Below are 25,639 nucleotides of genomic sequence, written 5' to 3' on the forward strand. Positions count from 1 at the left end.
GGGGAATTGTGCGGTATTTGCGGGGGCTTGCCGCAAGACCCCCTGTGTGTTATAAGTTGAAGGTGGCGGGAGTTGGGTTTTCCGCTTTGCGGGTGCTTCAGCGTTTCCCGGAGCCTTGACGCAGGACCTGTCGTTGTGGCCATTCACCGATCCCCGGTCGATCGACCACACCGGGATCAGGGATTCCGGTGGGAGCCGGGTCGTGCCCGGCGAAGTGGGGATGGGCTCCGAGGGCGTGGTCCGCGCGCTCCTCCAGCAGCAGCGGACGTTCAACCACCGCGCCGAGCTCCCGCTCACCGCACGAACGTGACCGCGCCCCGCAGGCCGCACCGGCCTTCACGCGAACCGGTTCGAGCGACCTCGACATCCCGCGCATGGCCCTGACCGAGCGGCTGGACCACCTCGTCGACCGAGGCGTGCCGGAGCGCCGCCCCCCTGGGTGCCGAAGGGCGACCGCGGCCGGGCCCGCGAAGGTGTTGACCAACGCTCGCGACCCTCGGCAGACTTCGCGCGGTGACCGGTGGTGATCGCCCGGGCACGCGACCACCCGGCGGGACCCCGGTGAGGAGAGCCTTTCGTGGGTAGCTCAACGCGTTGCACGGTCATCGTCCCGACCTACAACAGGGAGGGGCTGCTCCGCCTCACGCTCGCCTCGCTGGCCGCGCAGGACCTGCACCGCGACCGGTTCGAGGTGCTGGTGGTCGACGACGGCTCCACCGACGGCACGGCGAACGCGGTGCGGGAGTTCGACGACCGGGTCGACCTGCGCTACTTCCACCAGCCCGACGAGGGCTTCCGGGTCGCCCGGGCGCGCAACGTCGGCATCCGGCACGCCCGCAACGAGATCTGCGTCTTCGTCGACTCCGGCGTGCTGCTGCACTCGACGAGCCTGAGCGCGCACGTGACCGCCCACGAGGCCACGCCGGAACCGTTGGCGCTCAACGGTTACGTGTACTGCTTCAACCTGGGCAACGAGGACGCCCGGCTCATCCGCAAGGCCGTCGACACCGACGACGTCGACTCGACCATCGAGTCCATGGCGCGCACGGGGGCGTGGCCGGACGTGCGCGAACCGTTCTACACCCGGTACTCCGACGACTTCGGCCACTTGCCCGCCCCGTGGCTGATGTACTGGACCTGCCACGCGTCGGCGCGCACGGAGCAGGTGCGCGCGGTCGGCATGTTCGACGAGGCGTTCCGGCAGTGGGGCGGCGAGGACCTGGACCTAGCCTACCGGCTGCACCGCGACGGCGCCCGGTTCGGCGTGGACCGGGCGGCGAGGTCCCTCCACTACCCGCACGACAAGGACCACGGCGACAACAGCAGGTCCGCCCGCGAGAACTACCGCTACATCGCGGAGAAGTACCGGACGCCGATCACCCGGTTGCTCACCGAGGAACCGGCGATCCGCTTCTCGCTGTTCAACGAGGTCATCGCGGAACGCGGGCTGCCCACCTGCGCCGACTACCTGGCGCGGGCCCGGTAGATGGGCCGCCGGCCCCGCACCGCGCGGGAACGGTTCGCCGCATGGGGAAACACCGCGCGGGAGCAGTTCGCCGCACGCTGGGACATCGCCCGGCTGCTCCCGCACGCCGGTCACGGGCTGGTCGCCGCCCTGGTCGGGACCGACCTGCTGCTCGGCTGCCTCCCGGTCGTGTTCACCGTGGCGACGGCCGCGGTGCTCGGGCGGGTTCCGGCGGCGGTGGAGGCGGGGGTGGGCTCCGGGGCGTGGCACTCGCTGGTGGCGGTGTTCGCCGTCGCGGCCGGCGCGTTCGTCGCCGGGCAGTTGCTCTCCCCGGTGGAACGGGCCCTGGGCGAGCTGGTGGCGCGCCGCGTCGACGGCCGGGTGTTCGACGAGCTGATGGCCGCGTCGCTGCGCAGCACCGGCCTGGGGCCGCTGGAGGACCAGCGGGCCCTCGACGCGCTGCGGAGCGCCGCGCGGGAGCTGGAGTTCGGCGTGCAGAGCCCCGGCCGGGCGGCCACCGGCCTGCTCGCGCTGATCGCGCGCTACACCGAGCTGACCGGCTGCGCGGTCGCGATCGGCGTGGTGTTCTCGTGGCCGGCCGCGACGGCACTGGTGGTCACCGTGCTGCTGTTCCGCCACGGCCAGCGCGGCGGGCTGCGCCGCTACGCCATGACCCGGTCCCGGCTCGCGGCCGGCCGGCGCGAGGTCGACTACCTGCGCGACCTGGCCGGCGGAGCGGCCGCCGCCAAGGAGATCCGGGTCTTCGGCCTGCTCGGCTGGCTGCGGCAACGCCTGCGGGACACCCACCTCCGCCACCTCGAACCCCTGTGGGCCGAGCGCCGCGCGATCTACCTGTGGCCGTTCGTCCGGTTCTCGGTGGTGGGCCTCGTGGTCACCGGCGCGGTCTTCGCGGTGGTCGGCGCGACGGCGCACGAGCTGACGCTCACCGGGTTCGTCCTGGTCGCGACGTCGGCCCTGGGCCTGCTGCGGCTGGCCGAGCACTACCCGGAGGCCGACCTGCCGACCGCGATCGGCATGCGGGCCCACGACGCGGTGCGGCGGTTCGCCGAGCACGTCGACGCACACGAGCAGGAGCACGGGCAGCGGCACCCCGGCACCGCGCTCCGGTCGCCGGTGCCCGAGCCGGTCGGCGCCATCCGGTTCGAGCGGGTCGCTTTCCGCTACCCCGGCCAGGACCGACCGGTCTTCGACGGCCTGGACCTGACCATCCCCGTCGGCCGCCGCACCGCCGTCGTCGGCGTGAACGGCGCGGGCAAGACCACCCTGGTCAAGCTGCTCGCCAGGCTCTACGAGCCGACCGCGGGCCGGATCACGCTGGACGGCGTCGACATCCGCCGGTTCCCGGTCGACGAGTGGCGCGCCCGGCTCGGCGTGATCTTCCAGGACTTCGTGCGGTACGAGGCGTCCGTCGCGGACAACGTCGGCCTCGGCGCCGTCGGCTCCCCGGACGACCGGGCGACGATCCGCGAGGTGGTCGACTCGGTCGGCCTCACCGAGGCCGTGGCCCGCCTCCCGCGCGGGCTGGACACGCCGCTGGCGCGGCACCTCACCGGCGGGGCGGAGCTGTCCGGCGGCCAGTGGCAGCGCGTCGCGCTGGCGAGGGCGTTGTTCGCGCTGCGCCGCGGTTGCCGGGTCGTGGTGCTCGACGAGCCGACCGCGAGCCTGGACGTGCGCGCGGAGGCCGGCTTCTTCGAGGAGTTCGCCGGTCTCGCCGGGAGCGCGACCACCCTGCTGATCTCCCACCGCTTCTCCACCGTGCGGCACGCCGACCTCATCGTCGTCCTGGAGCACGGCCGGGTCACCGAGCAGGGCGGCCACGCGGACCTGCTGGCCCGCGACGGGCGCTACGCCGAGCTGTTCCGGTTGCAGGCGGACCGGTTCGCGGACGCGGCCGGATGAGGGTCCTGCTGACCGGCGCGTGGACCATGATCGCCACGGCGTGGCGGTTGAACCCGCGCAAGACCGCGCTGGCGGTGGCCCTGATGACGGCGGGCGCCGTCGCCGCACCGCTGCTGGCGGCCGCGCTCGGGTGGATGACCCGCGAGGTCGTCGCGGGCGCCACGGGGCGCGCGGTGCTCGCCGGCGTGACCGTCGCCGTGCTGGCGGTCACCGCGCTGACCCTCTCGCACTTCGCCCACCTGGCCTACTACGAGCTGTCCGAACTGGCCGAGCTGGACTTCGACGAGCGCGTGGTCGAGGTGTCGAACGGCTCGCCCGGCATCGAGCACCACGAGCGGGCCGAGCACGCCGACACCTGGACCGTGCTGCGGCAGGAGGGCGGGCGGTTCCGGACCGGCCTGGAGGCGCTGCTCAACGGTGTCGGCCTCTTGCTGGCCGTGGTGCTCACCGCGGTCCTGCTGGCCGGGCGGAACCCGTTGCTGCTGCTGCTCCCCGTCGCCGCGGTGCCGCCCCTGCTCGCCGGCCGCGCGGCCGAACGGGTGCTCGACCGCGCCCGGACCGCGACTGCCGAGCCGACCAGGACCGCGCTCAACCTGTTCCACCTGACCACCTCCGCCCGCCTGGCCGGCGAGCTGCGGGTGTCCCGGGTGGGGGACGAGCTGCGCGCCCGGCACGGCCGGCTGTGGGCGCGGGCGACCCGGGGCCTGTGGCGCGCGCACCTGACCGCGACGTGGCTGCGCGCGGCCGGGCAGGTCGTGTTCGCGCTCGCGTACGTCGCGGGCGTGCTGCTCGTGGTGCGCGACGCGATCGCCGGGCGGCGCGGTGTCGGCGACGTCGTGCTGGTGGTCGTCCTCGCCGCCCAGGTCAACCAGCAGGTCGCCACGGCCGTCACCCTCCTCCAGGACCTGCAGCGGATGGCGGGCGCCTACCGGCGCCTCACCGAGGCCGCCGCGTCGGTGACCGGGCCCGACCCGGTGGCCGCCCGCGACTCGCCGCCGCCGCGGCTGCGGCACGGCATCGACTTCGCCGGGGTGGCCTTCGCCTACCCGGGCACCGACGCCCCCGTGCTGCGCGAGGTCGACCTCCACCTCCCGGCCGGCGCCACCGTCGCGGTCGTCGGCGAGAACGGCGCCGGCAAGTCGACCCTGGTCAAGCTGCTCTGCGGGTTCTACCGGCCGTCGGCGGGGCGCGTCCTGGTCGACGGCGCGGACCTGCGCGGCCTGGCGCTGCCCGAGTGGCGCGCGCGGATCGCCGCCGGGTTCCAGGACTTCGTCCGGTACGAGTTCCGGGTCGGGCAGGTGGTCGGCCTCGGCGACCTGCCCAGGATGTCGTCGGAACCGGCCGTCCGCGAGGCGCTGGACCGCGCCGACGCCGCCGACCTGCCGGACCGCCTGCCCGACGGCCTGCGCACCCGGCTCGGCAAGAGCTACGCCGACGGCGTGGAGCTGTCCGGTGGCCAGTGGCAGAAGCTGGCGCTGGGCCGGGCCGTGATGCGGGAGGCCCCGCTGCTCCTCGTCCTGGACGAGCCGACCTCGGCGCTGGACCCGGAGGCGGAGCACGCGTTGTTCCGGCGGTACGCCGAGCACGCGAAGCGGGTGGCCCGCCGGACCGGGGGGATCACCGTGTTCGTGTCCCACCGGTTCTCCGCGGTGCGCACGGCCGACCTGATCGTCGTGGTCCGGGGCGGTCGGGTGGTGGAGGTCGGCGACCACGCCGCGCTCGTCGCCGGCGGGGGCCTGTACGCGGAGCTGTTCGCGCTCCAGGCGAAGTCCTACCGCTGAGCGTGTTCCCGGTCAGCGGGCGATCGAGACGGCGAACGGCGCGAACCCGCCGGCCCGGATCACGTGCGGCACGAACAGGACCGCGGCCTCGGTGGCCCGCGCCGTCTCGATGCCGCCGAGGTCGGTGATCCACTCCGCGCGCCAGCCGAGATCGGTGAGGAGTTCGCGGACCACCTGCTTGGCCCGGTCGTCGCGGCCGGAGAGGAACGCGGTGGGCGGCTGGGCGAGCGAGGCGGGCGCGGTCATCACCGGGTAGAGCATGGTGTTGAGGGACTTGACGACGTGCGTGTCGGGCAGCGCGTCCTGAAGTCGCTCCGCGAGGCTCGACCCGGGGTGGAGCAGGTCGGCGGGCAGCCCGTCCGGTCCGTCGGTGGTGGCGTTGGAGACGTCGAGGAGGACCTTGCCGCGCAGTTGTTCGCGCAGCGCGGTGAGCCGTTCGAGCGAGCCCTCGCCCGGGGTGGCGTTGATGACGACCCGAGCCTTGCCCGCGGCTGCTGCGGCGGCGCCCGGCGAGCGGTCCGCCACGGTCACCTCGTGCCCGGCCGCGGTGAGCGCGCGGGCGAGGTTGCCGCCTACGCGGCCGTTCCCGAGTACGGCGATCACGGTGTTGTGCTCCTCGTTCGGTTCGTCGGTGGTCAGCGGGAGAGGGTGGTGACGGCCTCGGCGTGCACGCCGGGCGCGGCGGCGAGGAAGCTGTCGCTCGCCGGGGTCCAGGGGCGGCCCTCGGCGTCGGACACCCGCCCGCCGGCCTCGGTGACGAGCAGCGCCCCGGGCAGCAGGTCGGCGCGGGCACCGGCGAACTGCCAGAAGGCGTCGACCCGGCCGGCGGCCACGTCGAGCAGGTGCAGGGTCGCGGGCACGGAGGTGCGCACCACGAGCGCGTCGCGGAGCATCGCGGTGATCGAGGAGCCGACGCGCCGCACGACCGCCTCGTCCTCGTCCGGCCTGGCCTGGCTCGTGGCCACGAGGCCCAGCCCCAGGCTCGCGGTGCCGGACACGCGCAGCGGCCGGCCGTCGACGTGCGCGCCGCCGCCCGCGAGCGCGGTGTGGGTCTCGCCGGTCAGCGGCAGGTGGACCGCGGTGAACACCGGCCGGTTGTCGCGCACGAGGGTGGCGGTGACCGCCCAGTCGGGCAGGCCGTGCAGGTGGTTGACGTTGCCCTCGGCCGGGTCCACGACCCACCACTCCCCGTCGGGCAGGGCACCGCCCGCGAGTTCGTCCTCCACCCAGCGGGCGCCCGGGCGCAGGTCGGTGAGGTGGGGGCGCAGGACCGCGAGGGCCGCCTCGTCGTTGGCGGCGAGCGCGGCCATCAGCTCGTCGCGGGTCCGGTGGCGGACCACCCCGCCGAAGCGCTCGCGCAGCGCCGAACCGGCCTCGCGCACGGCGACAACGGTCTGGGCGAGCAGGTCGGCAGTCGTCCCGGGCATGGTGGTGCTCCTGTCTGAGGGGGATCGTCGGGCGCTTTTCCCGCGCACCGACACCACAGAAGTTATGCGGGCCAACCATTAACTTCAAGTGCATGTAAAGCACGGCTAGGATTACTCAAATGCAATTGGACTTGAACCTGCTCGCCGCGCTCGACGCCCTGCTGGAGGAGGGCAGCGTGACCGCGGCGGCCGAGCGCCTGCACGTCACCGCCCCCGCGATGAGCCGGAGCCTCGGCCGGATCCGGCGCACCACCGGTGACCAGATCCTGGTGCGCACCGGGCGCACGATGACGCCGACGCCGTACGCGATCGCCGTCCGGGAACAGGTGCACGAACTGCTCCAGCAGGTCCGGGCCGTGCTGGCGCCGAGCCGTGAGCTGGACCTGGCCACGCTCGACCGCACGTTCACGCTCCGCTGGCACGACTCGCTCGTGGCCCTGGCGGGCCCCGCGCTGCTGGCGGCCGTGCGCGAGCGGGCACCGGGCGTGCGGTTGCGGTTCCTGGCGGAGTCGCACACCGACACCCCCGAGCTGCGCCGCGGCGAGGTGGACCTGGAGGCGAACGCGGGCCGGCCGGGCGCGCCCGACGTCCGCGCCGAGGAGGTGGCCCGGACCCGCCACGTCGTCGTCGTGCGGCGGGGCCACCCGCTCACCCGGGGCCGGACCCTCACCGCCGCGCGGTACGCGGCGGCCGAGCACATCACCGTCTCGCGGCGCGGAAAGCTGGACAACGCCGTCGACGAAGCCCTTGCACGGCTCGGCCTCACCCGGCACGTGGTGGCGGCCGCGCCCACCGAGGCGGCCGCGTTCGCGTTCGTGCGCGCCTCGGACCTGCTCGTCACGGCGCCGGAGGCGATCACGCGGGCGGCTGACCTCGCCTCGCTCCCGCTGCCGTTGGAGCTGCCGCCGGCGAGGGTGTACCTGTCCTGGCACCAGCGCTATGACACCGACCTGGCGCACGCCTGGTTGCGGGACCTCGCGCGGGATGCGCTGGCGGCGGCGGGCAACGGCGGGGCGGAGCGCTGAAGCCGACGGCGGGAGGGGCGGCCGGCGCACCGGCCGCCCCACCGCGGCTGCCCGCGATCAGGGCGTGCACATGGCGTAAGCCTGGGCGTTGTCCCGATAAGCCTTGGCCATCCAGGTGTTGGGCTCGTCCGGGCTGGGCGCGCTGGTCTCGACCGCGTCGGTCACCACGTCGAAACCGTTCTTGTGCAGGAGCGTGTCGAAGCCGCCGCCGATCAGGGCGGTGCCCGCCGGGCACGTGGCCTTCACGAGCTGGCGCGCCGCACCCATCGGGGACACGGCCACGGTGGGCACGGGGGCACCCGCGACGCACAGGGCGAACGCCCGCGCCTGCCCCTTGGCCAGGTTCACCTTCCAGGTGTTGGGGATGTACTGGTCCGGCGCGTTCTCCTCGACCGCGTCGGTCATGTTCCCCGCGAGGGACGTGACGAGCCGGGCGTCCTGACCGCCACCGACGAGGCCGGTGCCGTCCGGGCAGCGGGCGTAGGCGGTCTCCGCCTGGTTCGACCACGCGGAGGCCACGATGGTCGGCACGGGGGCGTCGGCGAGGCACAGGGCGAACGCGCGGGCCTGCCCCTTCTTCAGCTGCACGGTCCACTGCTGGGCGTTGTCCACGTTGGGCGCGTTGGCCTCGACGTCGTCGTTGACGGTGCCGACGAGGGTCGAGACCAGGCGGGCGTCCTGGCCGCCGCCGACGAGCGCGGTGCCCGGCGGGCAGTTCGCCCTGGCGACCTCGGCCGGTGCCGACCAGTCGGAGGCGACGACCAGCGGGACGGGGGCGTCGGGCGCGCACAGCGCGACGGCTCTGCTCCTGCCCTTCTTCTCCTGCGTCTTCCAGGTGTTCGGGATCGTCTCGTCCGGTGCGTTGGCCTCCAGGCCGTCGGTGACCTGGTCCACGGTGTTGGCCACCAACTCGCCCTGCACGCCGCCGCCGACGAGGCCGGTGCCGGACGGGCAGGTGGCCCTGGCTACCCCGCCCATGCCGGACCAGTCCGAGATGACGACCCGGGGCACGGGTGTCGCCTGCGCCGCGGCGGGCTGGACCGCGGCGAATGCACTTGTGCTGACCAGGGCCGTCGTCGTGGCGATCGCACCCAGCAGTTTCGCGTTGAAACGCATGATTGTCTCCCGTTAATAGGTGCCCTGTGTTCGTACGGGCACCCATCAGTGATAGCGCTATCCGAACATCATTTATCTATTGCCCAAGAATGTTCACCCAATCGAGTGGAAAAGAATTCCATGATCGTGCCGAAACACGTTTATTGCGGATTCTCGAAGTCGGCGCCGGGTCATCCGACCCCGTCGACGGCACTCCCATGACTTGGGCAAATGCCCCGCATCCGGGCGGGCCGCGTGATACAACGGTCGAACCCCGCATTGTGCGGGGTCACCGCCAATGAGAGGGGAACTCGTGTCCAATCCCGTGTTCCCCGGCATCGACGACCTGCTGACGCTGGTGCGCAACCTGGTGCGCCGCCCGCGGTTGTTCGAGCGCGACCCCGACCTCGACGTGCGCGGCGACCTGCCGCTCCCGCTCGTCTGCCTGGTCCGCGAGCCCGGCGCCGACGGCTTCCTGGCCCGGCTCGACCGGGCGCTGGACGCCAAGCTGCCCAAAGTGCCGCACGTGCTGGTCGACGTGGACCGGGTCGGCGAGCACCCCGACGCCGTGCTGCCGCTGCTGCACGAACTCCACGTCGCGTTGCGCCACCAGCAGCTGGGCCGCAACCCGCTCCGGCGGTTCGACCACTACGAGCTGGCCCACCACCTGACCGGCGTGCGGCTGCCGCCCCGGCAGGTCAAGCGGGAGGAACCCGTCGAGACCGTGCTGCGCGCGTGGAGCGGCGGCTCCCCGCTGTCCGGCCCGGCGGCCGAGGTCGTGGACAAGGCCGGTGAACGCGCGCAGCTGCTGATCGCCCTGGCCAAGTTCGCCGGGCGCCTGGTCGGCCTGTACTGGGGGCGCGACCGCATCCCCGGCCTCGGGCGCGAGCGGCGGTGGTTCATGGGGCAGCCGTACATGGTGCCCAGGCACTCCCAGGACTTCCTCGGCTTCGCCGCGCGCCTGACCCGGGACCGCCGGGACTTCGAGAACCCCGAGCAGGTCCGCAAGCTGCTGGTGCACGCCTTCCTGGAGGACCTGCGCATCGCCTACCGGCGCACCAGGCTGCGGTTCCTGCCGCGCCGCCGGGGGCTGCGGCGCACCGCGCACGTCACCGCGCTGCTGGACAACGTGGACGGACCGGGCGGCTGGGAGCTGCTGCGGCTGGTCAACGAGGTCCGCAACGAGACCGGGCAGCTCGACCCGCTGCTGATCATCACCACGAGCCGCGGGCAGCCGGCCCTGCTGGGCGAACCGCCCGGGCCGAACAAGCCGAACGTGGCCAAGCTGGCGCTCACCGCCTGGAAGGGGCGGCTGCCCCGGCGGCGCCAACTGCTCGCCGAGGACGCGCGCTACCTGTTCGTCACCCTGCCGGCGACCGTGCCGCCCGACGACGCCGGCCCGGACGAGCAGGACCGGCGCGCCTGGGAGACCGAGGCGCGCGAGCAGCCCCGGCCGGAACCGCGGCTGGCCCGCCGGGGCGTCGCCGAGGTGGTCGCGGTCTGCGCGCTGCTGGCCGCGCTGGTGGTGCCCACCCTGGCGGTGCGGGACCACTGGCGCGCCGGGTGCGCCTTCTTCGGCGCGGTCTCCGGCGGCGTCGCCACCGGGCTCGCCCGCATCGACGGCCACGACCAGTGCGTCGGCTACAGCGACAGCGACCGCCAGGTGTTCGGCGACAACCCGCGGCTGCGCCTGGCGCAGGAGCACGTCTTCGCGCAGAACGAGGTCGCCGAGCGGCTGCACCGGGAGGTCCGCGACCGGCCCTACGTCAGCCTGGTCTACTTCGCCGGCCTGACCGCGAACGACAGCGCCCCGGCCACCGAGCACTCCGTGGCCGAGGAGCTGGAGGGCCTGGTGATCCGGCAGCGGGAGCAGAACACCACCACGTCGACGGCGGAACCGCTGCTGCGCGTCGTCGTGGCCAACGGCGGCGCCGGGATGGACGCGGCCGCCGTCGTGGCCCGCGACATGATCGTCCCGCTGACCCGGTCCGACCCGAGCATCCTCGGGGTGGTCGGCCTGGACCGCAGCGTGGCCCAGACCGAGGAGGCGATCAGGGAGCTGGGCAGGCACGGCGTCCCCACCCTGGGCACCACGCTGACCAAGGTGGGGCTGGACCGGCTGTCACCGCTGTACTTCCAGCTCGTGCCCGACAACGGCAGGCAGGCGGCGCTGCTCGGCGAGTACGCGCGCCGGGTCCGGGCGACCGCGGTGACGATCTACCACCCGCCCGTCGACGGGCCCAACACCTACGTCACCTCGCTCGTGGAGGCCGTCCGCGACCGGCTCGGCGGCGGCGGCGTCGCGGTGTCGACCACCGGGTGGGTCGGCTCGCCCACCGAGCTGCCCGCGCTGTGCGCCGACCAGCGCGACCGGAGCGGCGAGGTGGTGTTCTACGCGGGCCGGGAGAACGACTTCGGCGACTTCCTGCGCACCGTGCGGCGCAACTGCCCCGACCTGGCCAGGCTGCCGCGCATCGTCGCCGACGACGCGACGTCCCGGTTCGTCGCCCACGCACCCGGCCGGGACCAGAACGAGTTCAACGGCGTGTCCGTCTCCTACGTCGGCATGGGCGGGCTCGTGGTGCTCGCGGGCCGGCGCTGCGTCGAGGGCGGCTCCGGGGCGCTGGCCGGCGGCGCCTCGGCCCTCGACGCGTTCTGCGCGGGCTACCGGGACCTCCGCGAGGACCTGGGGTCGCTGCCCGCCGAGGACCGGCCGGTGATGCCCTGGCCCGGCGAGCGGGTCGGCGGCCTCTACGACACGGCCGGCCTGTTCGTGGACGCCGTGCGCCGGCTGCGGTCGGCCGACCCGGCGCCACCGCACCCGGCGGCCATCGCCCAGGAGTTCCGCGAGATGACCTTCCTCGGCGCCACCGGCGTGATCGACTTCCGCGCGTCGCGGATCGCCAACGGCCGCAACCTCGCCGTGCTGACCATCGACAACGTCCGGGACCTCGAAGGCGACGACGGGGTGCCGCGGTGCGTGCTGATGGTGGGCGCGCTCTACCGGGAGGACCAGCCCCGGCAGGACAACGGCTGCCCCGGGGCGCCCTGAAGCCCCGCCGCTCCACGGCTCCCGCCCCCGGTCGTTACGGTGAGTGGTCGGCGAGGGGATGCTCATGATCAGGTTGGACCGCCTGGTGAACGTGCTGGGTGGCTACGGCGTGCGGCTGGCGTGCTGCCCGGTGCCGCGGTCGACCGAGCTGCGCAGCGTGGTGATGCGCGAGTCCACGCGGGCCCGGGCCGTCGACGGGGACGTGTTCCTGGCCGTGGGCGCCGGTTCGGTGGCGCGGGCGGTGGAGTGGGCCGCGCGGGCCCGGGCGAGCGCGGTGCTGGTGCACGGCGGTGCCGAGGTGGCCGAGGAGGCCGCCGCGCTGGGCGAGGCCGGTGGCGTGGCGGTGCTGGTGGTCGAGCCCGAGGTGTCGTGGAGCCAGTTGGCCGGCGTGGTCTACGGGCTGGTGCTGGAGGGCCGGGAGACCGAGTCCGGTCGCGGGCCGACCGACCTGTTCGCGCTGGCCGACAGCCTGGCCGGCGCGGTCGGCGGCGCGGTGACCATCGAGGACCGCTCGTCCGGCGTGCTCGCGTACTCCGACTCGCGGCAGGGCGCCGACCAGGCCCGGTTGGAGACGATCCTGGCGCGGCGGGTGCCGGACCGGCTGCGGGGGCTGTTCGAGGCGCGCGGGGTGTTCGCCCACCTGGCGACCCGCGACGAGCCGCTGTTCGTCGAGGGTGACCCGGAGCACGGGCTGACCGGGCGCGTGGTGGTGGCGGTGCGCGCGGGCCGGGAGCTGCTGGGGTCGGTGTGGGTGACCAGCGGGACCCCGCTGACCGGCGCGCGGTGCGCCGCGCTGGCCGACGGCGCGCGCACGGTGGCGCTGCACCTGCTGCGCCACCGGGCCAGCGCGGACCTGGAGCGCCAGGTCGAGTCCGACCTGGCCGCGCGGCTGATCGAGGGGACCGCGGACGCCGCCACGGTGGTCAGCAGGCTCGGACTGCCACCGGTCGACCTGCGGGTCGTCGCGGTCCGGGCGCGCATCGCCGCCGAGCGCCACGAGGCCCTGCTCCTCGCCTTCGAGCGCGCCACCACCGGGTTCGGCTGGTCGCGGCCCGGGCGCAGCGCGCTGGCGGGCAACACCCTCTACACGGTGCTGCCGGGCGAGCGGGTGGGCGCGGCCCGGGAGTGGGTGGCCCAGCTGCGCGCCGCGCTGCCGGACCGGGTGGTGGTGACCGCGGGCATCGGCGGCCCGGCCCCGGCCGCCGACCTGCCCGCGAGCAGGCAGGAGGCCGACGAGTGCCTGGCGCTGCACGAGGCGCGCCCGCCGGACGCGCCGCCGCCCGCCTACGACGAGTCGTGGGACGACATCCTGCTCCAGCGGTTGCGGGCCGCCGCGCGGGCGGGCCGCACCCCGGCGCGGGGACCGGTGGCCGAGCTGCGCCGGCACGACCAGGAGCACGCCACGCACTACGTGGCGACGCTGCGGGCGTGGCTGGAGGCCCAGGGCGACCTCGCGCGGGCGGGTGACCGGCTCGGCGTGCACCCGAACACCATCCGCTACCGGCTGCGCAAGATGACCGAGGTGACCGCGCTCGACCTGGACGACGCCCGCAAGCGCCTCGCCATGATCATCCACCTCGCCGCGGCCGACGACGACTGACCGGGCGGTTTGTCGGACAGCGTCAAAAAGGCACCTCCGAATTGTCGGCCGCGGACAGCGGGGTCGAGGGCGTCCCGGGTGATGCTGGCGTCGTCAGCAAGCACTCGTCCCGGTGTGGAGGTGGTCATGGTCGAGCGCATCGACGGCGGGCCGCGGTCGGCGGTCGTGGTCGGCGCGGGCGTCGTGGGCCTGTCGACCGCCTGGTTCCTCCAGGAGCGCGGCGTCGAGGTGACCGTGGTCGACCGCGCGTCGGTGGCCGCCGGTGCCTCGTGGGGCAACGCCGGCTGGATCGCGCCCGGCCTGGCCATCCCGCTCAACGAGCCCTCCTCGCTGCGCCACGTGCCGCGGTCGCTGCTCAGCCGCACCGCGCCGCTGCACGTCCCGCCGACCGCGGACCCGCAGCTGTGGGCGTTCCTCGCGCGGTTCGCGGCGAACTGCCGCCGGTCGTCGTGGACGCGGGCGGTGGAGGCGAACCTGCCGCTCAACGAGGAGTGCGTCGAGACCTTCGACGTGCTCACCGCCAACGGCGTGGACGCCGTCACCGCCGACGCGCCGATCACCGCCGCCTTCCGCACGCCGCGGCGGGCGCAGGGGCTGCTGCGGGAGCTGCGCGCCCTGGCCGACGCCGGCCAGCCGGTCGACCACGTCGAGCTCGACGGCGACCGGCTGCGCGAGCACGTGCCCCTGGCCTCGCCCGCGCTCACCGCGGGCGTCCGCGTCGACCGGCAGCGCCACGTCGACCCCGGCGCCTTCGTCGAAGCCCTCGCCCGGTCGGTGGTCGCGCGCGGCGCCACCATCCGCCTGCTGGAGGTCGTCGACGTCCGGGCCGGGGCCAGGGGCGTCACCGTCCACCCGCGCACCGGCAGGGCCGTCACCGCCGACGTCGCGGTCGTGGCCACCGGCGCGTGGCTGACGCCGTTGGCGCGGCGGTGGGGCGTGCGCGTGCCGGTGCGCGCGGGGCGCGGGTACTCCTTCACCGTGCCCGTCGACCGACCGGTACCCGGGCCGATCTACCTGCCCGACGTGCGGGTGGCGTGCACGCCCTACCGCGACGGGCTGCGCGTGGCGGGCACCATGGAGTTCCGCGACCCCGACGCGCCCGGTTCCCACGCCCGGCTGGAGGCCGTCGTCGCCTCCGCCCGCCCCCTGCTCGACGGCGTGCGCTGGGACGAGCGCCGCGACGTGTGGGTGGGTCCGCGCCCGGTCACCCCGGACGGGCGGGCGCTGATCGGCGCGGTGCGCCTGCCGGGCGTCTACGTCGCGGGCGGGCACGGCATGTGGGGCCTCGCGCACGGCCCGGTCACCGGGCGGCTGCTGGCGGAGCAGATCACCACCGGCAAGCAGCCCGGGGCATTGCGGCCCTTCGACCCGCTGCGCTGACCGGGCACGCGGGCAGCGCGCCCACCGACGTGGGTGCCGCGGCCCACCCCTGGACCACCATCCGGTCCGCGACGCCGGCGCCGAGTCAACCCCGGCACCGCGGACACCTCCGCCGTCAGGGCGGCCCTTCCTCCCCGGCCGCCCTGACGGCCTCCCCGTTCCGGACACGACCGCGAGGCCACCATGACCAGCACCCGACGCTTCTGGCTGACCCCCGACGCCCACCGACGGCTCCAGGCCGAGCTGGCCGGTCTGTGCGCGACCGACCCCGCCCGGGCCGTCGACGAGACCGGTGACGCCGACGGGCGCGGCGCGGTGCTGCGCAGGCAGCGCGAGGAGCGCATCCGCGAGATCCGGGAACTGCTCGGCAACTCCGTCGTCGGCCAGGACCCGCCCGACGACGGGGTCGTCGAGCCCGGCATGGTGCTCACCGTCCGCTACGACGACGTCGAGGGCACCGAGACCTTCCTGCTGGGCATGCGCGCGGTCGAGCACGGTGACGTCGAGGTCTACTCCCCGGACTCGCCGCTGGGCGCCGCCCTGTCCGGCGCCCGCCCGGGCGACCGGCGCACCTACCGCGCGCCCGGCGGCAACACCATCGGGGTCACCCTGCTCAAGGCCGTGCCCTACGGCCACCACCGGGCGAGCAGTACGTCCTGAAACCGCACAATGCGCCTTTCCTCACTGTCAATGCGCTGTTCGGCACAGTGAATGCGCCCGGTCGATATCCGGTGATTGCAACACGGGCACCTGTTCGTCGGGGTGCGTGCGGCAAACGGGTGTTGTCGTCGAGGGCCCTGTAACCCCAGTCGCCCCGACGTCGACTTCCGTAATGGCGAATGCCCGCCAATGCGCGCACCGTCGGTGGTATCGGAGAGGTGGCCCGTGATGACGAGGTTACGCGCGCGGTCCCGTACAGGGCCCCTCGCGAAGGTCCTGCACCTGTCGGCCGCGTTGCTGACGGCTTCGGGGCTGGTCGTGGCGGTCAACGCCGTCCTGCCGGCGACGGCGGTGGCCGCGCCCTGCGACACGCCCGTGGTGAACAAGGTGGCGTGCGAGAACACGAAGCCCGGGACGGACGACTGGCAGGTGCCCTACCGGGACGACTCGATCGTGGGCTACACGACCGACATCAGCGCGTCACCGGGTGATCGGGTCGATTTCAAGGTGCGCACCACCGCTTCCGCCTACCGCCTGGACATCTACCGGTTGGGTTACTACGCGGGCAAGGGCGCGCGGTTGGTGGGGACGGCGTCGCGGAATTCGGTGCAGACCCAGCCGTCCTGCCTGCGCGACGCGCCGACGGCCCTGATCGACTGCGGGAACTGGGCCGTTTCGGCCAGCTGGGACGTGCCGGTGGACGCCGTGTCGGGGATCTACTACGCGCGGCTGCACCGCAACGACACCGGCGCCGAGAACGAGATCGTGTTCATCGTCCGCGACGACACCGGCACCTCCAAGATCCTGTTCCAGACCTCCGATGCGACGTGGGCGGCGTACAACCGGTACGGCGGCAACAGCCTGTACTTCGGTGACGGCCCGGGGCAGGGCGGTCAGGCGTACAAGGTGAGCTACAACCGGCCGTACACCGGCGGTGACGGTGACGACAACTTCATCTTCAACGCCGAGTACCCGATGTTGAGGTTCCTGGAGCGCAACGGTTACGACCTGAGCTACACCACCGACGTGGACTCGGCCCGCCGCGGCCAGTTGATCAAGAACCACAAGGTGTTCATGGCCGTCGGTCACGACGAGTACTGGTCGAACGAGCAGCGGGCCAACGTGGAGGCCGCCCGGGACGCGGGTGTGCACCTGGCGTTCCTGACCGGCAACGAGATCTTCTGGAAGACCCGGTGGGAGAAGTCCATCGACTCCTCCCACACCGACTGGCGCACGGTGGCCTGCTTCAAGGAGACCAAGCCGAACCAGGACGACGGCCTGCCCGACTGGACCGGCACCTGGCGCGACCCGCGCTACAGCCCGCCGCAGGACGGCGGCCGTCCGGAGAACTCCTTGCTGGGCAACCTCTTCCTGATCAACGGCCGGCGCGAGGACAGCCTCCAGGTGCCCGCCGCCTACGGGAAGATGCGGCTGTGGCGGCACACCGACCTGCAGAACATGGCCGCCAACACCACCTACACCTTCCGGCCGGGCACCCTGGGCTACGAGTGGAACACGGTGCCGGACAACGGGTCCCAGCCCGCGGGCGTGGCGCGGATGTCGCGGACCACGGTCCAGCTCAACGGCTCCTACGTGCTGAAGAACTGGGGCAGCGTGTACGGCCCCGGCACCGAGACCCACTCGGTCACCTACTACCGCCACCCCAGCGGGTCGCTGGTGTTCGGCGCGGGCACCGTCCAGTGGTCCTGGGGCCTGGACGACGAGCACGCGTACCGGACCACCACGCCCACCTCCGACCCGCGGATGCAGCAGGCCACCGTCAACTTCCTGGCCGACATGGGCGTGCAGGCCGCCACGCTCCAGGCCAACCTGGTGCAGGCCGCCCCGAGCGCCGACGTCCTCGCGCCGGTGGTGGTGCTGACCACCGCGCCGACCACCGCCGTGGTGGGCGCGCCGTACACCCTGTCCGGCACGGTCCTCGACGTGGCCGGCCAGGTCGGCGGCGTCGAGGTGTCCACCGACGACGGCGCGCGCTGGCACCCGGCCAACTGGCAGGCCGGCCAGGGCACGTGGAGCTACACCTACACGCCGACCCGGTCGGGCCAGGCGCAGCTGCGGGTGCGCGCGGTCGACGACTCGCTGAACCTGTCCGACCCGGTGGGCACCCCGGTCGTGGTGACGCCGCGGACGTGCCCGTGCGGCATGTGGACGACGGCCGACACCCCGGTGGCCCCCGACAGCGCGGACGGCACCCCGCTGGAACTGGGCGTGAAGTGGCGCGCCGACGGCGACGGCCGGGTGCGCGGCGTGCGGTTCTACAAGGGCGCGGCCAACACCGGCACGCACACCGGCACGCTGTGGTCGGCGAGCGGGCAGCGGTTGGCCACCGGCACGTTCCAGAACGAGACGGCGAGCGGCTGGCAGACGCTGACCTTCGCGACGCCGGTGGCGGTCACCGCGAACACCACCTACGTCGTGTCGTACTACTCGCCCCTCGGCCGCTACTCCGGGGACGCGGAGTACTTCAGCCGCGGCCCCCGGTACCTGGAACCGGTCACCGGCATCCAGAGCGGGACGGACGGGCCCAACGGGGTGTACCGCCTGGGCGCCGGGTTCCCCGACCGGAGCTACCAGGACACCAACTACTGGGTCGACGTGGTGTGGGCGCCCTGACCGGGACGGCCTGACGGGCGGGTGGTCGCGCTGAGGGGTGGGCGGTCGCGTCGGCGAGGTGGTCGCGCTGATCCGCCGGCACCGCGACCACCCCCGTTCACCCACGGCTCGTCCGCCGGCCACGGGGGCGGGTCGGACAGTGCGCCGTGACGACCTCCCCCGGCAGGCGGCGGTTCCCCGCCGCGCTCTCCACCGTGGCCGGCCCGGCCGCACTGGCCCAGGTGCCCGCCGACCGCGCCGCGCCCCGGTCGTTGTTCGGGGCCGGGGAGTGGACGCTGAACAACCCCGGCTGAACAATCGCCCCTGCCGGCAGAGGGGGTGGCGATGCCTCGGCGCGAGGTTCCACTGGACGAGGACGCGGGGGAGTTCGTCGGGTTCGCGGCGGGCCTGCGCGGGTTGCGGGTGGCGGCGGGGAGCCCGACCTACCGGGAGCTGGCCAAGCGGGCGCACTACTCGGCGGCGGCGCTGTCCGAGGCGGCCAACGGGCGCAGGCTGCCCAGCCTGGGCGTGACGCTGGCCTACGTGCGGGCGTGCGGCGGGGACGTGGCCGAGTGGGAGGCGCGCTGGCGGGCGCTGGCCGTGGCGCCGCCGACGACACCCGAAGGCGACCTCCCGGCGCCCTACGTGGGGTTGCGGGCGTTCCAGCCGGAGGACGCGGACCGGTTCTTCGGGCGGGAGCGGCTGGTCGGGACCGTCGTCGAACTGGTGGGGGAGCGCCGGTTCACCGGGGTGTTCGGCCCCTCGGGGTCGGGCAAGTCCTCGGTGCTGCGGGCCGGGCTGGTGGCCGGGTGGCGGGGACCGGCGGTGGTGTTCGCGCCGGGGGGCTCCCCGGTGCGGGAGCTGGCGATCCACGTGGGGGCGTGGTGCGGCAGGCCCGCGTCGTCGTTGGCGGCGGAGTTCGCGGCCTGGCGGGAGAACCTGCACCTGCGGGTGCGGCAGGCGCTGGTGGGCCGCGCCGGGGACCTGCTGCTGGTGGTGGACCAGTTCGAGGAGCTGTTCGCGCTGTGCCGCGACCCGGACGAGCGGGTGGCGTTCGTGGCCGCGTTGACCACCGCCGCGGCGGCACCGGACAGCCGGACCCGGGTGGTGCTGGGGGTGCGGGCGGACTTCCTCGGCGACTGCGCGCGGTACCCCGACCTGGTGGAGGCGTTGCACGGCGGCCAGGTGCTGGTGGGGCCGATGAGCCCCGACGAGCTGCACCGGGCGGTCGTGCACCCCGCGGTGGCGGTGGGCGCCAAGGTGCAGACCGCCCTGGTGACGCGGCTGGTGGCCGAGGCGGCGGGGCAGCCTGCCGCCCTGCCGCTGCTCTCGCACGCCCTGCTGGAGACCTGGAAGCGGCGGCGCGGTGTCGCGCTGACCGTGGACGGCTACGAGGAGACCGGCGGGATGGCGCACGCGATCGCCCGCAGCGCCGAGCACGCCTACCAGGAGCTGCCCGAGGCCGACCGGGAGGTGGCGCGCTGGCTGTTCCTGCGGCTGGTCGCGGTGGGCGAGGGCGACGAGGACACCAAGCGCCGGGTCGCCCGCGCCGAGCTGGACGCCCTGGGCGACGGGGTCGGGCCGGTGCTCGGGGCACTGGCCTCGGCCAGGCTGGTCGTGGTCGGCGACGACACCGTCGACCTGGCCCACGAGGCGCTGCTGCGCGCCTGGCCCCGGTTGCGCGGCTGGCTGGCCGAGGACCGCGACGGCCTGCGGCTCCAGCGCCGGCTGACCGAGGCCGCCGACATCTGGGCGGAACTCGACCACGACCCGGCCGTCCTCTACCGGACCACGCGCCTGGCGCGGACCGCGGCCTGGGTGCGGCGCACCGGCCCGGCGCTCACCGACCGCGAACGGGACTTCCTGGAGCGCAGCCGGGCGGCCGAGGCGCGGACCCGGAGGGCTTCCCTGCGGCGGCGCTACGGGGTGACCGCCGCGGTGGTCACCGCGCTGGTCGCGGCCACCGCGGTGACCGTGCCGATGGTGCTGGAGCGCCGGGAGGCCGAGCGCGCCGCGCTGTCCCGGCAGCTCGCCGCGCAGGTCGGCCCGAACGCGGTCGAAGCGGGTCGACACGCCCTGGAGGCGTGGCGCACCTACCCGACCGCGGAAGCGCGCAGCAGCCTGTTCAACGCCGCCGCCACGCGGCAGGGCGAGCAGCACCGGATACGAATGGGCACGTTGTCGAGTTTCAGCCCCATGGCCCTGCGGCCCGACGGCGAGCTGGTCGCCCGGGTCGACCACGACCGCATCGCGCTGGTGAGCACCTCGACGCTCGACCTCGTCGCGGAACTGCCCCTGCACGACCCGAGCCGCACGCAGTACGAACTCGCCTTCAGCCCGGACGGGCGGTTGCTGGCCGCGGGCGACTCGGAGGGGCGCGTCACCCTCTGGGCGGTGCCCGGCGGCGAGCAGGTGGGTGTCATCGAGACCGGTGCCCCGGTGGAGGGCCTCGTCTTCAGCGCGGACGGGTCGACCCTGGTCGCCCGGGACGCGCTGTGGGACGTGCGGACCCGGGCGGCGGCGGGCAGGTTGATCCGGCCCGAGGGGGCGCACCACGTCGTGGCCGCCCACGACCGGACCGTCGCCACCGTGGCACTGGACGGCGTGGTGGAGCTGTGGGACCTGCCGAGCCGCTCGCGCGTCGCCGTGCTCCGAACCGGTTCGAAGGGGACCAGCGGCGTGGCCTTCGCCCCCGACGGCCGCTCGCTCGCCGTGGCGGACAAGAACGGGAGCATCACGCTGTGGGACCCGGCGACGGCGACCCGCATCACGACGACCGCGCCCTACGGCGGCGGTGCGAACGGCGTCGCCTTCAGCGCCGACGGCACGGTACTGGCCTCGCCCGGGTACGACGGCAAGGTGGTGCTCCGGGACGCCGCCAACCCCTCCGCGACCACCGTCGTGACCGTGGAGGAGAGCAGGACGCCCGGTGTCCCGACCTACCTGGTGCAGCTCGCCTTCGGGAGCAACGGCACGGCGGTGGTGGCGGGTGGCCGGGACATCCACGTGTGGAACGCCGACCTGCCCCTGGTCCGCGCCCCCGTCCAGGCGATGCAGTTCGCGCCCGACGGTGCCGGTCTGTCCACCTTGGACGAGAAGGGCGTGCTCACGATCTGGGGCACCGAGCCGGCGCTCCGGCCCGGAACACGGCTCGACCTCGCCGACGCGGCCTGGGCGACCGGGGCGTTCAGCGCCGACCGCACGAAACTGGCCGTCCTGCGACCGGGCGCGCCGATCGACTGGTGGAGCCTCGGCGGGCACCCGACCCGGACCACCGCGCAGGGCTGGCGGGCACCCGCGGAGCAGCCCCGCGTCACGGCCTTCGGCCCGGACCTGCGGTCGCTGGTGGAGGTGGGCCCGGTCGCGTCGGACGTGGTGCGGCACTCCGGGGCGGACGGCCTGCGGACGTCGGGCGAGGTCCTGGCCTCCGGTGACAACATCACCGGCGCGGTCGTCCTGCCGGGCGGTCGGCACATGGCGCTGGGGCAGACGCGGGGCCAGGTGATGGTCAGGGACGTGGCCACGACCCGCGCGGTTGCCACGTTCCGGGGTCATGACGGCGCGGTGACCGCGATGGCGGTCACCGCGGACGGGCACCTGCTGGCCACCGCCGGCGCCGACGGCGCGGTGGTGCTGTGGGACACCGCGACGTGGCGGCAGGTCGCCCGGATGACCGGGCACTCCGCCGGGGTGTCGTTCGCCGCGTTCAGCCCGGACGGGCACCTGCTCGCCACCTCCGCCGCCGACGGGACCACGCTGCTGTGGGACGTGGCCGCGCACGGCGAGTGGGCGAGGCTGACCGACCCGGGTGGGCAGGCGGTCAGGCCCGCCTGGCACCCCGACGGCACGGCCCTGGCCACCGCCGACGCCCGCGGCGCGATCACGCTGTGGCAGCTCGACGAGCGGCGCGCCGTGGCCGAGGTGTGCGCGGACCTGGCGCGGTCCGGCGCGCCCGGGGTCGAACCGTGCTGACGGCAGTTCGGCCGCGATCGGCCCGGGTTCGCGGACAGGCGGTCGTGGGCACCGCATTTTTGCGTAGGGGACGCGGCGGGTCGGAGATCGAATAGGCGCTCGGCCGTCCCCGGCCTTCCCGGCACCGAGCGAACGAGGGTCCTGGTGGATGGCATGAGCGAGGCCGGTGTGCGGCAGGTCGGCGTGGCGACGGACTTCAGCACGGTGCTCCAGTCCGCCGGGGACATGACGGTCCAGTTCGTCGAGGCCGCTCGGGTGCCGACCATGGAGGAGGTGCCGGCGAGGGCCGACCTGGGGCGCCTGCCCGTCGTGACGCGCGCCTTCGTCGGCAGGTCCGCCGAGCTGGAACTCCTGCGCGCGGCGGTGTCCGGGCCCGACCGGCCGGTGGTCGGCGTGCGCGGGCTGGGCGGGGTGGGCAAGAGCACCCTGGTCGCCCGGTTCGCCGCGGCGGACGCCGACCGGTTCTCGCTGGTGTGGTGGGTCACCGCGGACTCGCCGGCCGCGATCGAGGCCGGGATGGCGGAACTGGCTCGCGCGTTGGCGCCCGAAGCGCACCGGCTGCCGCTGGAGGAGCAGGTGCGGTTGGGGGTGCGGTGGCTGGCGACGCACTCCGGCTGGCTCCTCGTGCTCGACGACCTCCCGGGGCCCGACGACCTGGTGAGCCTGCTGGAGCGGGTGCGGACCGGGACGGTGGTCGTCACCACCAGGCGGGGTGACGCGTGGCCCGCGCTGACGGCGGCGGTCGACGTGGACGTGCTGGGCCCGGAGGCCGCCTCCGACCTGCTGACCGGGGTCGTCCGGGCCGGTGCGCCGGGCGCCGACCTCACCGGTGCCGAGCGGGTGTGCGAGGAGGTGGGGTGGTTGCCGCTGGCGATCGAGCAGGCCGGCGCCTACATCGCCCGGACCCGCGGCACGCCCGCCGACTACCTGGACCTGCTCGCCCGGTTCCCGGCGCGCATGTTCACCAGGACCGGCGAGGGCGGCGATTCGCAGCGCACGGTGGCGCGGGTCTGGCGCATCACGCTCGACCTGCTGGCCGACACGCCACTGGCCGGCGCGCTGCTGCGGCAGCTGGCCTGGTACGCGCCGGACGCCATCCCGCGCGACCTGTGCGCCGTCGCGGGCGACGAGCTGGACGTACCGGAGGCGCTGGCCAGGTTGGCCGACCACAACATGATCACCCTCGACGGGCGCGCCATCGGGGTCCACCGCCTGGTCCAGGCCGTCACCCGCACCCCCGACCCGACCGATCCGCACCGCAGGCCCGACGACATCGCCGCCGCCCGCGACACGGCCGCCGCCGGGCTCGCCAGGGCCGTCCTCGGGCACCCGCCCGAGGCGCCGGCGAGCCGTGCCGCGTTCGAGTCGGTGCGAGCCCACGCCCGGACCCTGCTCGACCTCACCGCGCCCGACACCGACACCGAGGACACCGTCCTGCTGCTCAACCAGCTGGGGCTGTACCTCCGCGACCAGGGCGGCACCGCCACCGCCGTCGCCTACCTCGCGCGTGCCGCCCACAGCGGTGAACGCCTCTACGGCGCCGACGCGCGGACCACCCTGATCGCCCGCAACAACCTCGCCACCGCCCACGCCGCCGCGGGGGACTTCGGCCGCGCGGCCTCCCTGCACGAGCGGAACGCCGAGGAGCGGGCGCGGGCGCTGGGGCCCGACCACCCCGACACGCTGGCCTCGCGCGGCAACTCCGCCCTCGCCCACCAGCTCGCCGGCCACGCCGCGAGCGCGATCCCGCTGCACGAGCAGGTGCTCGCCGACCACGAGCGCGTGCTGGGTCCCGACCACCCCGAGACGCTGCTGGTGCGCGGCAACCTGGCCGGTGCCCACCGGGAGGTCGGCGACCTCCGCCGGGCGGTCGAGCTGTTGGAGGCGGTCCTGGCCGACCGCGAACGCGTGTCGGGACCGGAGCACCGGGACACCCTGAACGCCCGCAACAACCTGGCCATCACCTACGACGACATGGGCGACCTCGGGCGGGCGATCCCGCTCTACGAGGCGACCCTCGCCGACCTGGAGCGGCTGCTGGGCGCCGATCACCCGAACTCGTTGCTGCTGCGCAACAACCTCGCGTCCGCGTACGAGAGCGCGGGGGACCTCGGCCGGGCGATCCCGCTGTTCGAGAGCACCCTGGAGGATCGGGAGCGCGTGTTGGGCGCCGATCACCCGGACACGTTGATGTCGCGCAACAACCTGGCCAAGGCGCACCGGAACGCGGGCGACCTCGACCGTGCGATCCGGCTCTACGAAGCCGCTCTCCGCGACTTCGAGCGGGTGCTCGGGCCGGACGACCAGGACACGTTGATAGTGCGCAACAACCTCGCCAACGCCTACCGGTGCGTGGGGGACCTCGACCGCGCGATCCCGCTCTTCGAGAGCACCCTGGAGGACCGGGAGCGCGTGCTGGGCGCCGATCACCCGGACACGCTGTTGTCGCGCAACGACCTCGCCAACGCCTACCAGAACGCGGGCGACCTCGACCGTGCGATCCGGCTCTACGAGAGCGCGCTGGAGGACTTCGTGCGCGTGCTGAGCCCCGACCACCCCTACACGCTCACCCTGCGGAACAACCTCGCCGCCGCCTACTGGTTCACCGGCGGGCTGGACCAGGCGCGTCGCGAGTTCGACGCCGTCCTCACCACCCGGGAGCGCCTGCTGGGACCCGACCACCCGGACTCGCTCCTGTCCAAGCACAACCTCGCCAGGGCCCACGAGTCCCTGGGCGACCTCGACCGGGCCGTCGCGCTCTTCGCGGCGACGGTCGCCGCGCAGGAGCGGGTCCTCGGGGCGGACCACCACGACACGCTGAGGTCGCGGTACCGCCTCGCCGGGGCGCTCCGGGCCGCCGGGGACGTCGAGCGGGCGACGCCGCTGCACGAGGCCGTGCTGGGCGGCTGCCTGCGGGTGCTCGGGCCGGCCCACGCGCTCACCGCGATGGTCCGGGCGGACCTGGAGGAGGCGCGCGGGCTCGACCCGGTCCGGGCCGGCGGCGGGATCAGCCCTCTTCCGAGGTCAGCCCGGCCGCCGTCAGGGTGAGGTGCCGGGTCAGGGCCTCGGCCGCCGCGTCGGGGTCGCGGGCCAGGGCCGCCTCCTCCAGGCGGCGGTGCTCGCCGGCGTGGTCGCGGTCGGGGGTGCGGCGCGCCGACCAGCGGCGGGCCAGTTCGCTCGCCGACCACAGCCGGTCGAAGGTCTCCAGCAGGACGGGGTTGCCGCAGCCCTCCAGCAGGGTGCGGTGGAAGACCCGGTGCGCCTCGGACCACGCGCTGCTGTAGTGCTCGCCCTCCTCCGGCGCGAACGGCGGGGTGCGGGCCAGGCGGTGGTGGGCGGCTCGCACGCGGGCCTCCCAGTCGACGTCGCCGCGTTCGACGGACATGCGCAGCACGGCCGGTTCGATGGTCCGGCGGGCCTCCGCGACCTCCTGCCAGCGGCGGTCGGAGAAGGCGGGGACGGCGAAGCCGCGGTTGGGCAGCCGGTCGGCCAGGCCCTCGCCGACCACCCGCACGAGCGCTTCGCGCACGACGGCCAGGCTCACGCCCTGCTCCCTGGCGATGTCCTGCGGTTTGAGGGCGTCGCCGGGGGCGTGGTCGCCGCGCATGATCGCGTCCCGCAGGTGGGCGTAGACCTGCTCGGAGAGCAT

General features: G+C 74.6%; 16 protein-coding genes. 12 read left to right on the forward strand and 4 right to left on the reverse strand.

The features are described from left to right. Nucleotides 1-577 precede the first annotated feature (577 nt). Genes EKG83_RS16800 through EKG83_RS16810 form a run of 3 tightly spaced genes read left to right on the forward strand, consistent with a single transcriptional unit; the run spans nucleotide 578 to nucleotide 5,166 of the window. Nucleotides 578-1,486 (forward strand): glycosyltransferase, encoded by a 909-nt coding sequence (locus EKG83_RS16800; protein ID WP_033430935.1) that lies wholly within the window; start codon nucleotides 578-580, stop codon nucleotides 1,484-1,486. Then, on the forward strand, nucleotides 1,487-3,385 hold the full coding sequence (locus EKG83_RS16805; RefSeq protein ID WP_084716369.1) for an ABC transporter ATP-binding protein: 1,899 nt from the start codon (nucleotides 1,487-1,489) through the stop codon (nucleotides 3,383-3,385). Beyond that, the gene (locus EKG83_RS16810; RefSeq protein WP_033430934.1) at nucleotides 3,382-5,166 is read left to right on the forward strand and encodes an ATP-binding cassette domain-containing protein; all 1,785 of its coding nucleotides are present in this window, start codon (nucleotides 3,382-3,384) and stop codon (nucleotides 5,164-5,166) included. The genes EKG83_RS16805 and EKG83_RS16810 overlap by 4 nt, the downstream gene beginning before the upstream one ends. A 12-nt stretch (nucleotides 5,167-5,178) precedes the next feature. Here the strand turns inward: EKG83_RS16810 and EKG83_RS16815 are convergent, their stop codons facing one another. Both EKG83_RS16815 and EKG83_RS16820 read right to left on the reverse strand, forming a co-directional pair. Continuing rightward, nucleotides 5,179-5,769, reverse strand: a complete 591-nt coding sequence (locus EKG83_RS16815) for an NADPH-dependent F420 reductase (protein ID WP_153278171.1) — start codon at nucleotides 5,767-5,769, stop codon at nucleotides 5,179-5,181. 32 nt (nucleotides 5,770-5,801) lie between these two features. After that, nucleotides 5,802-6,593 carry an inositol monophosphatase family protein gene (locus tag EKG83_RS16820; protein WP_033430933.1) on the reverse strand — a complete coding sequence of 264 codons (792 nt, stop codon included), beginning with the start codon at nucleotides 6,591-6,593 and terminating at the stop codon, nucleotides 5,802-5,804. Between the two features lie 119 nt (nucleotides 6,594-6,712). Between EKG83_RS16820 and EKG83_RS16825 the strand changes: the two genes are divergently transcribed. Then, a complete protein-coding gene (locus EKG83_RS16825) occupies nucleotides 6,713-7,618 on the forward strand; it encodes a LysR family transcriptional regulator (RefSeq protein WP_033430932.1) in 906 nt (301 codons plus the stop codon). 57 nt (nucleotides 7,619-7,675) lie between these two features. On the opposite strand, the gene EKG83_RS16830 is transcribed toward EKG83_RS16825, so the two are convergent. After that, nucleotides 7,676-8,734: a hypothetical protein gene (locus EKG83_RS16830; protein WP_051765672.1), complete on the reverse strand. Its 1,059-nt coding sequence runs from the start codon at nucleotides 8,732-8,734 to the stop codon at nucleotides 7,676-7,678. A 292-nt stretch (nucleotides 8,735-9,026) separates the two neighbouring features. Between EKG83_RS16830 and EKG83_RS16835 the strand changes: the two genes are divergently transcribed. The 8 genes from EKG83_RS16835 (at nucleotide 9,027) to EKG83_RS16870 (ending at nucleotide 25,038) form a co-directional block, all read left to right on the forward strand. Beyond that, nucleotides 9,027-11,765 carry an ABC transporter substrate-binding protein gene (locus EKG83_RS16835; protein WP_228122646.1) on the forward strand — a complete coding sequence of 913 codons (2,739 nt, stop codon included), beginning with the start codon at nucleotides 9,027-9,029 and terminating at the stop codon, nucleotides 11,763-11,765. A 64-nt stretch (nucleotides 11,766-11,829) separates the two neighbouring features. Then, nucleotides 11,830-13,365: a PucR family transcriptional regulator gene (locus tag EKG83_RS16840; RefSeq protein WP_033431033.1), complete on the forward strand. Its 1,536-nt coding sequence runs from the start codon at nucleotides 11,830-11,832 to the stop codon at nucleotides 13,363-13,365. A gap of 126 nt (nucleotides 13,366-13,491) precedes the next feature. Beyond that, nucleotides 13,492-14,745: an NAD(P)/FAD-dependent oxidoreductase gene (locus EKG83_RS16845; RefSeq protein WP_033431032.1), complete on the forward strand. Its 1,254-nt coding sequence runs from the start codon at nucleotides 13,492-13,494 to the stop codon at nucleotides 14,743-14,745. Nucleotides 14,746-14,928: 183 nt separating this feature from the next. Next, nucleotides 14,929-15,405, forward strand: coding sequence for a GreA/GreB family elongation factor (locus tag EKG83_RS16850; RefSeq protein WP_033430930.1), 477 nt, complete (start codon nucleotides 14,929-14,931; stop codon nucleotides 15,403-15,405). A 228-nt stretch (nucleotides 15,406-15,633) separates the two neighbouring features. Beyond that, nucleotides 15,634-18,039 (forward strand): DUF4082 domain-containing protein, encoded by a 2,406-nt coding sequence (locus tag EKG83_RS16855; protein WP_153278172.1) that lies wholly within the window; start codon nucleotides 15,634-15,636, stop codon nucleotides 18,037-18,039. 146 nt (nucleotides 18,040-18,185) lie between these two features. Then, entirely contained in the window at nucleotides 18,186-18,332 is a 147-nt protein-coding gene (locus EKG83_RS16860; RefSeq protein ID WP_153278173.1) for a hypothetical protein, read from the forward strand. Nucleotides 18,333-18,363: 31 nt separating this feature from the next. Then, nucleotides 18,364-21,990, forward strand: coding sequence for an nSTAND1 domain-containing NTPase (locus EKG83_RS16865; RefSeq protein ID WP_033434082.1), 3,627 nt, complete (start codon nucleotides 18,364-18,366; stop codon nucleotides 21,988-21,990). A gap of 153 nt (nucleotides 21,991-22,143) precedes the next feature. After that, nucleotides 22,144-25,038 (forward strand): tetratricopeptide repeat protein, encoded by a 2,895-nt coding sequence (locus EKG83_RS16870; protein ID WP_063741437.1) that lies wholly within the window; start codon nucleotides 22,144-22,146, stop codon nucleotides 25,036-25,038. On the opposite strand, the gene EKG83_RS16875 is transcribed toward EKG83_RS16870, so the two are convergent. Continuing rightward, the gene (locus EKG83_RS16875; protein ID WP_211269214.1) at nucleotides 24,998-25,639 is read right to left on the reverse strand and encodes a GntR family transcriptional regulator; all 642 of its coding nucleotides are present in this window, start codon (nucleotides 25,637-25,639) and stop codon (nucleotides 24,998-25,000) included. The genes EKG83_RS16870 and EKG83_RS16875 overlap by 41 nt on opposite strands.

Origin of the sequence: Saccharothrix syringae, assembly GCF_009498035.1 — a bacterium.
In the GTDB taxonomy this organism is placed as follows: Bacteria; Actinomycetota; Actinomycetes; order Mycobacteriales; family Pseudonocardiaceae; genus Actinosynnema; species Actinosynnema syringae.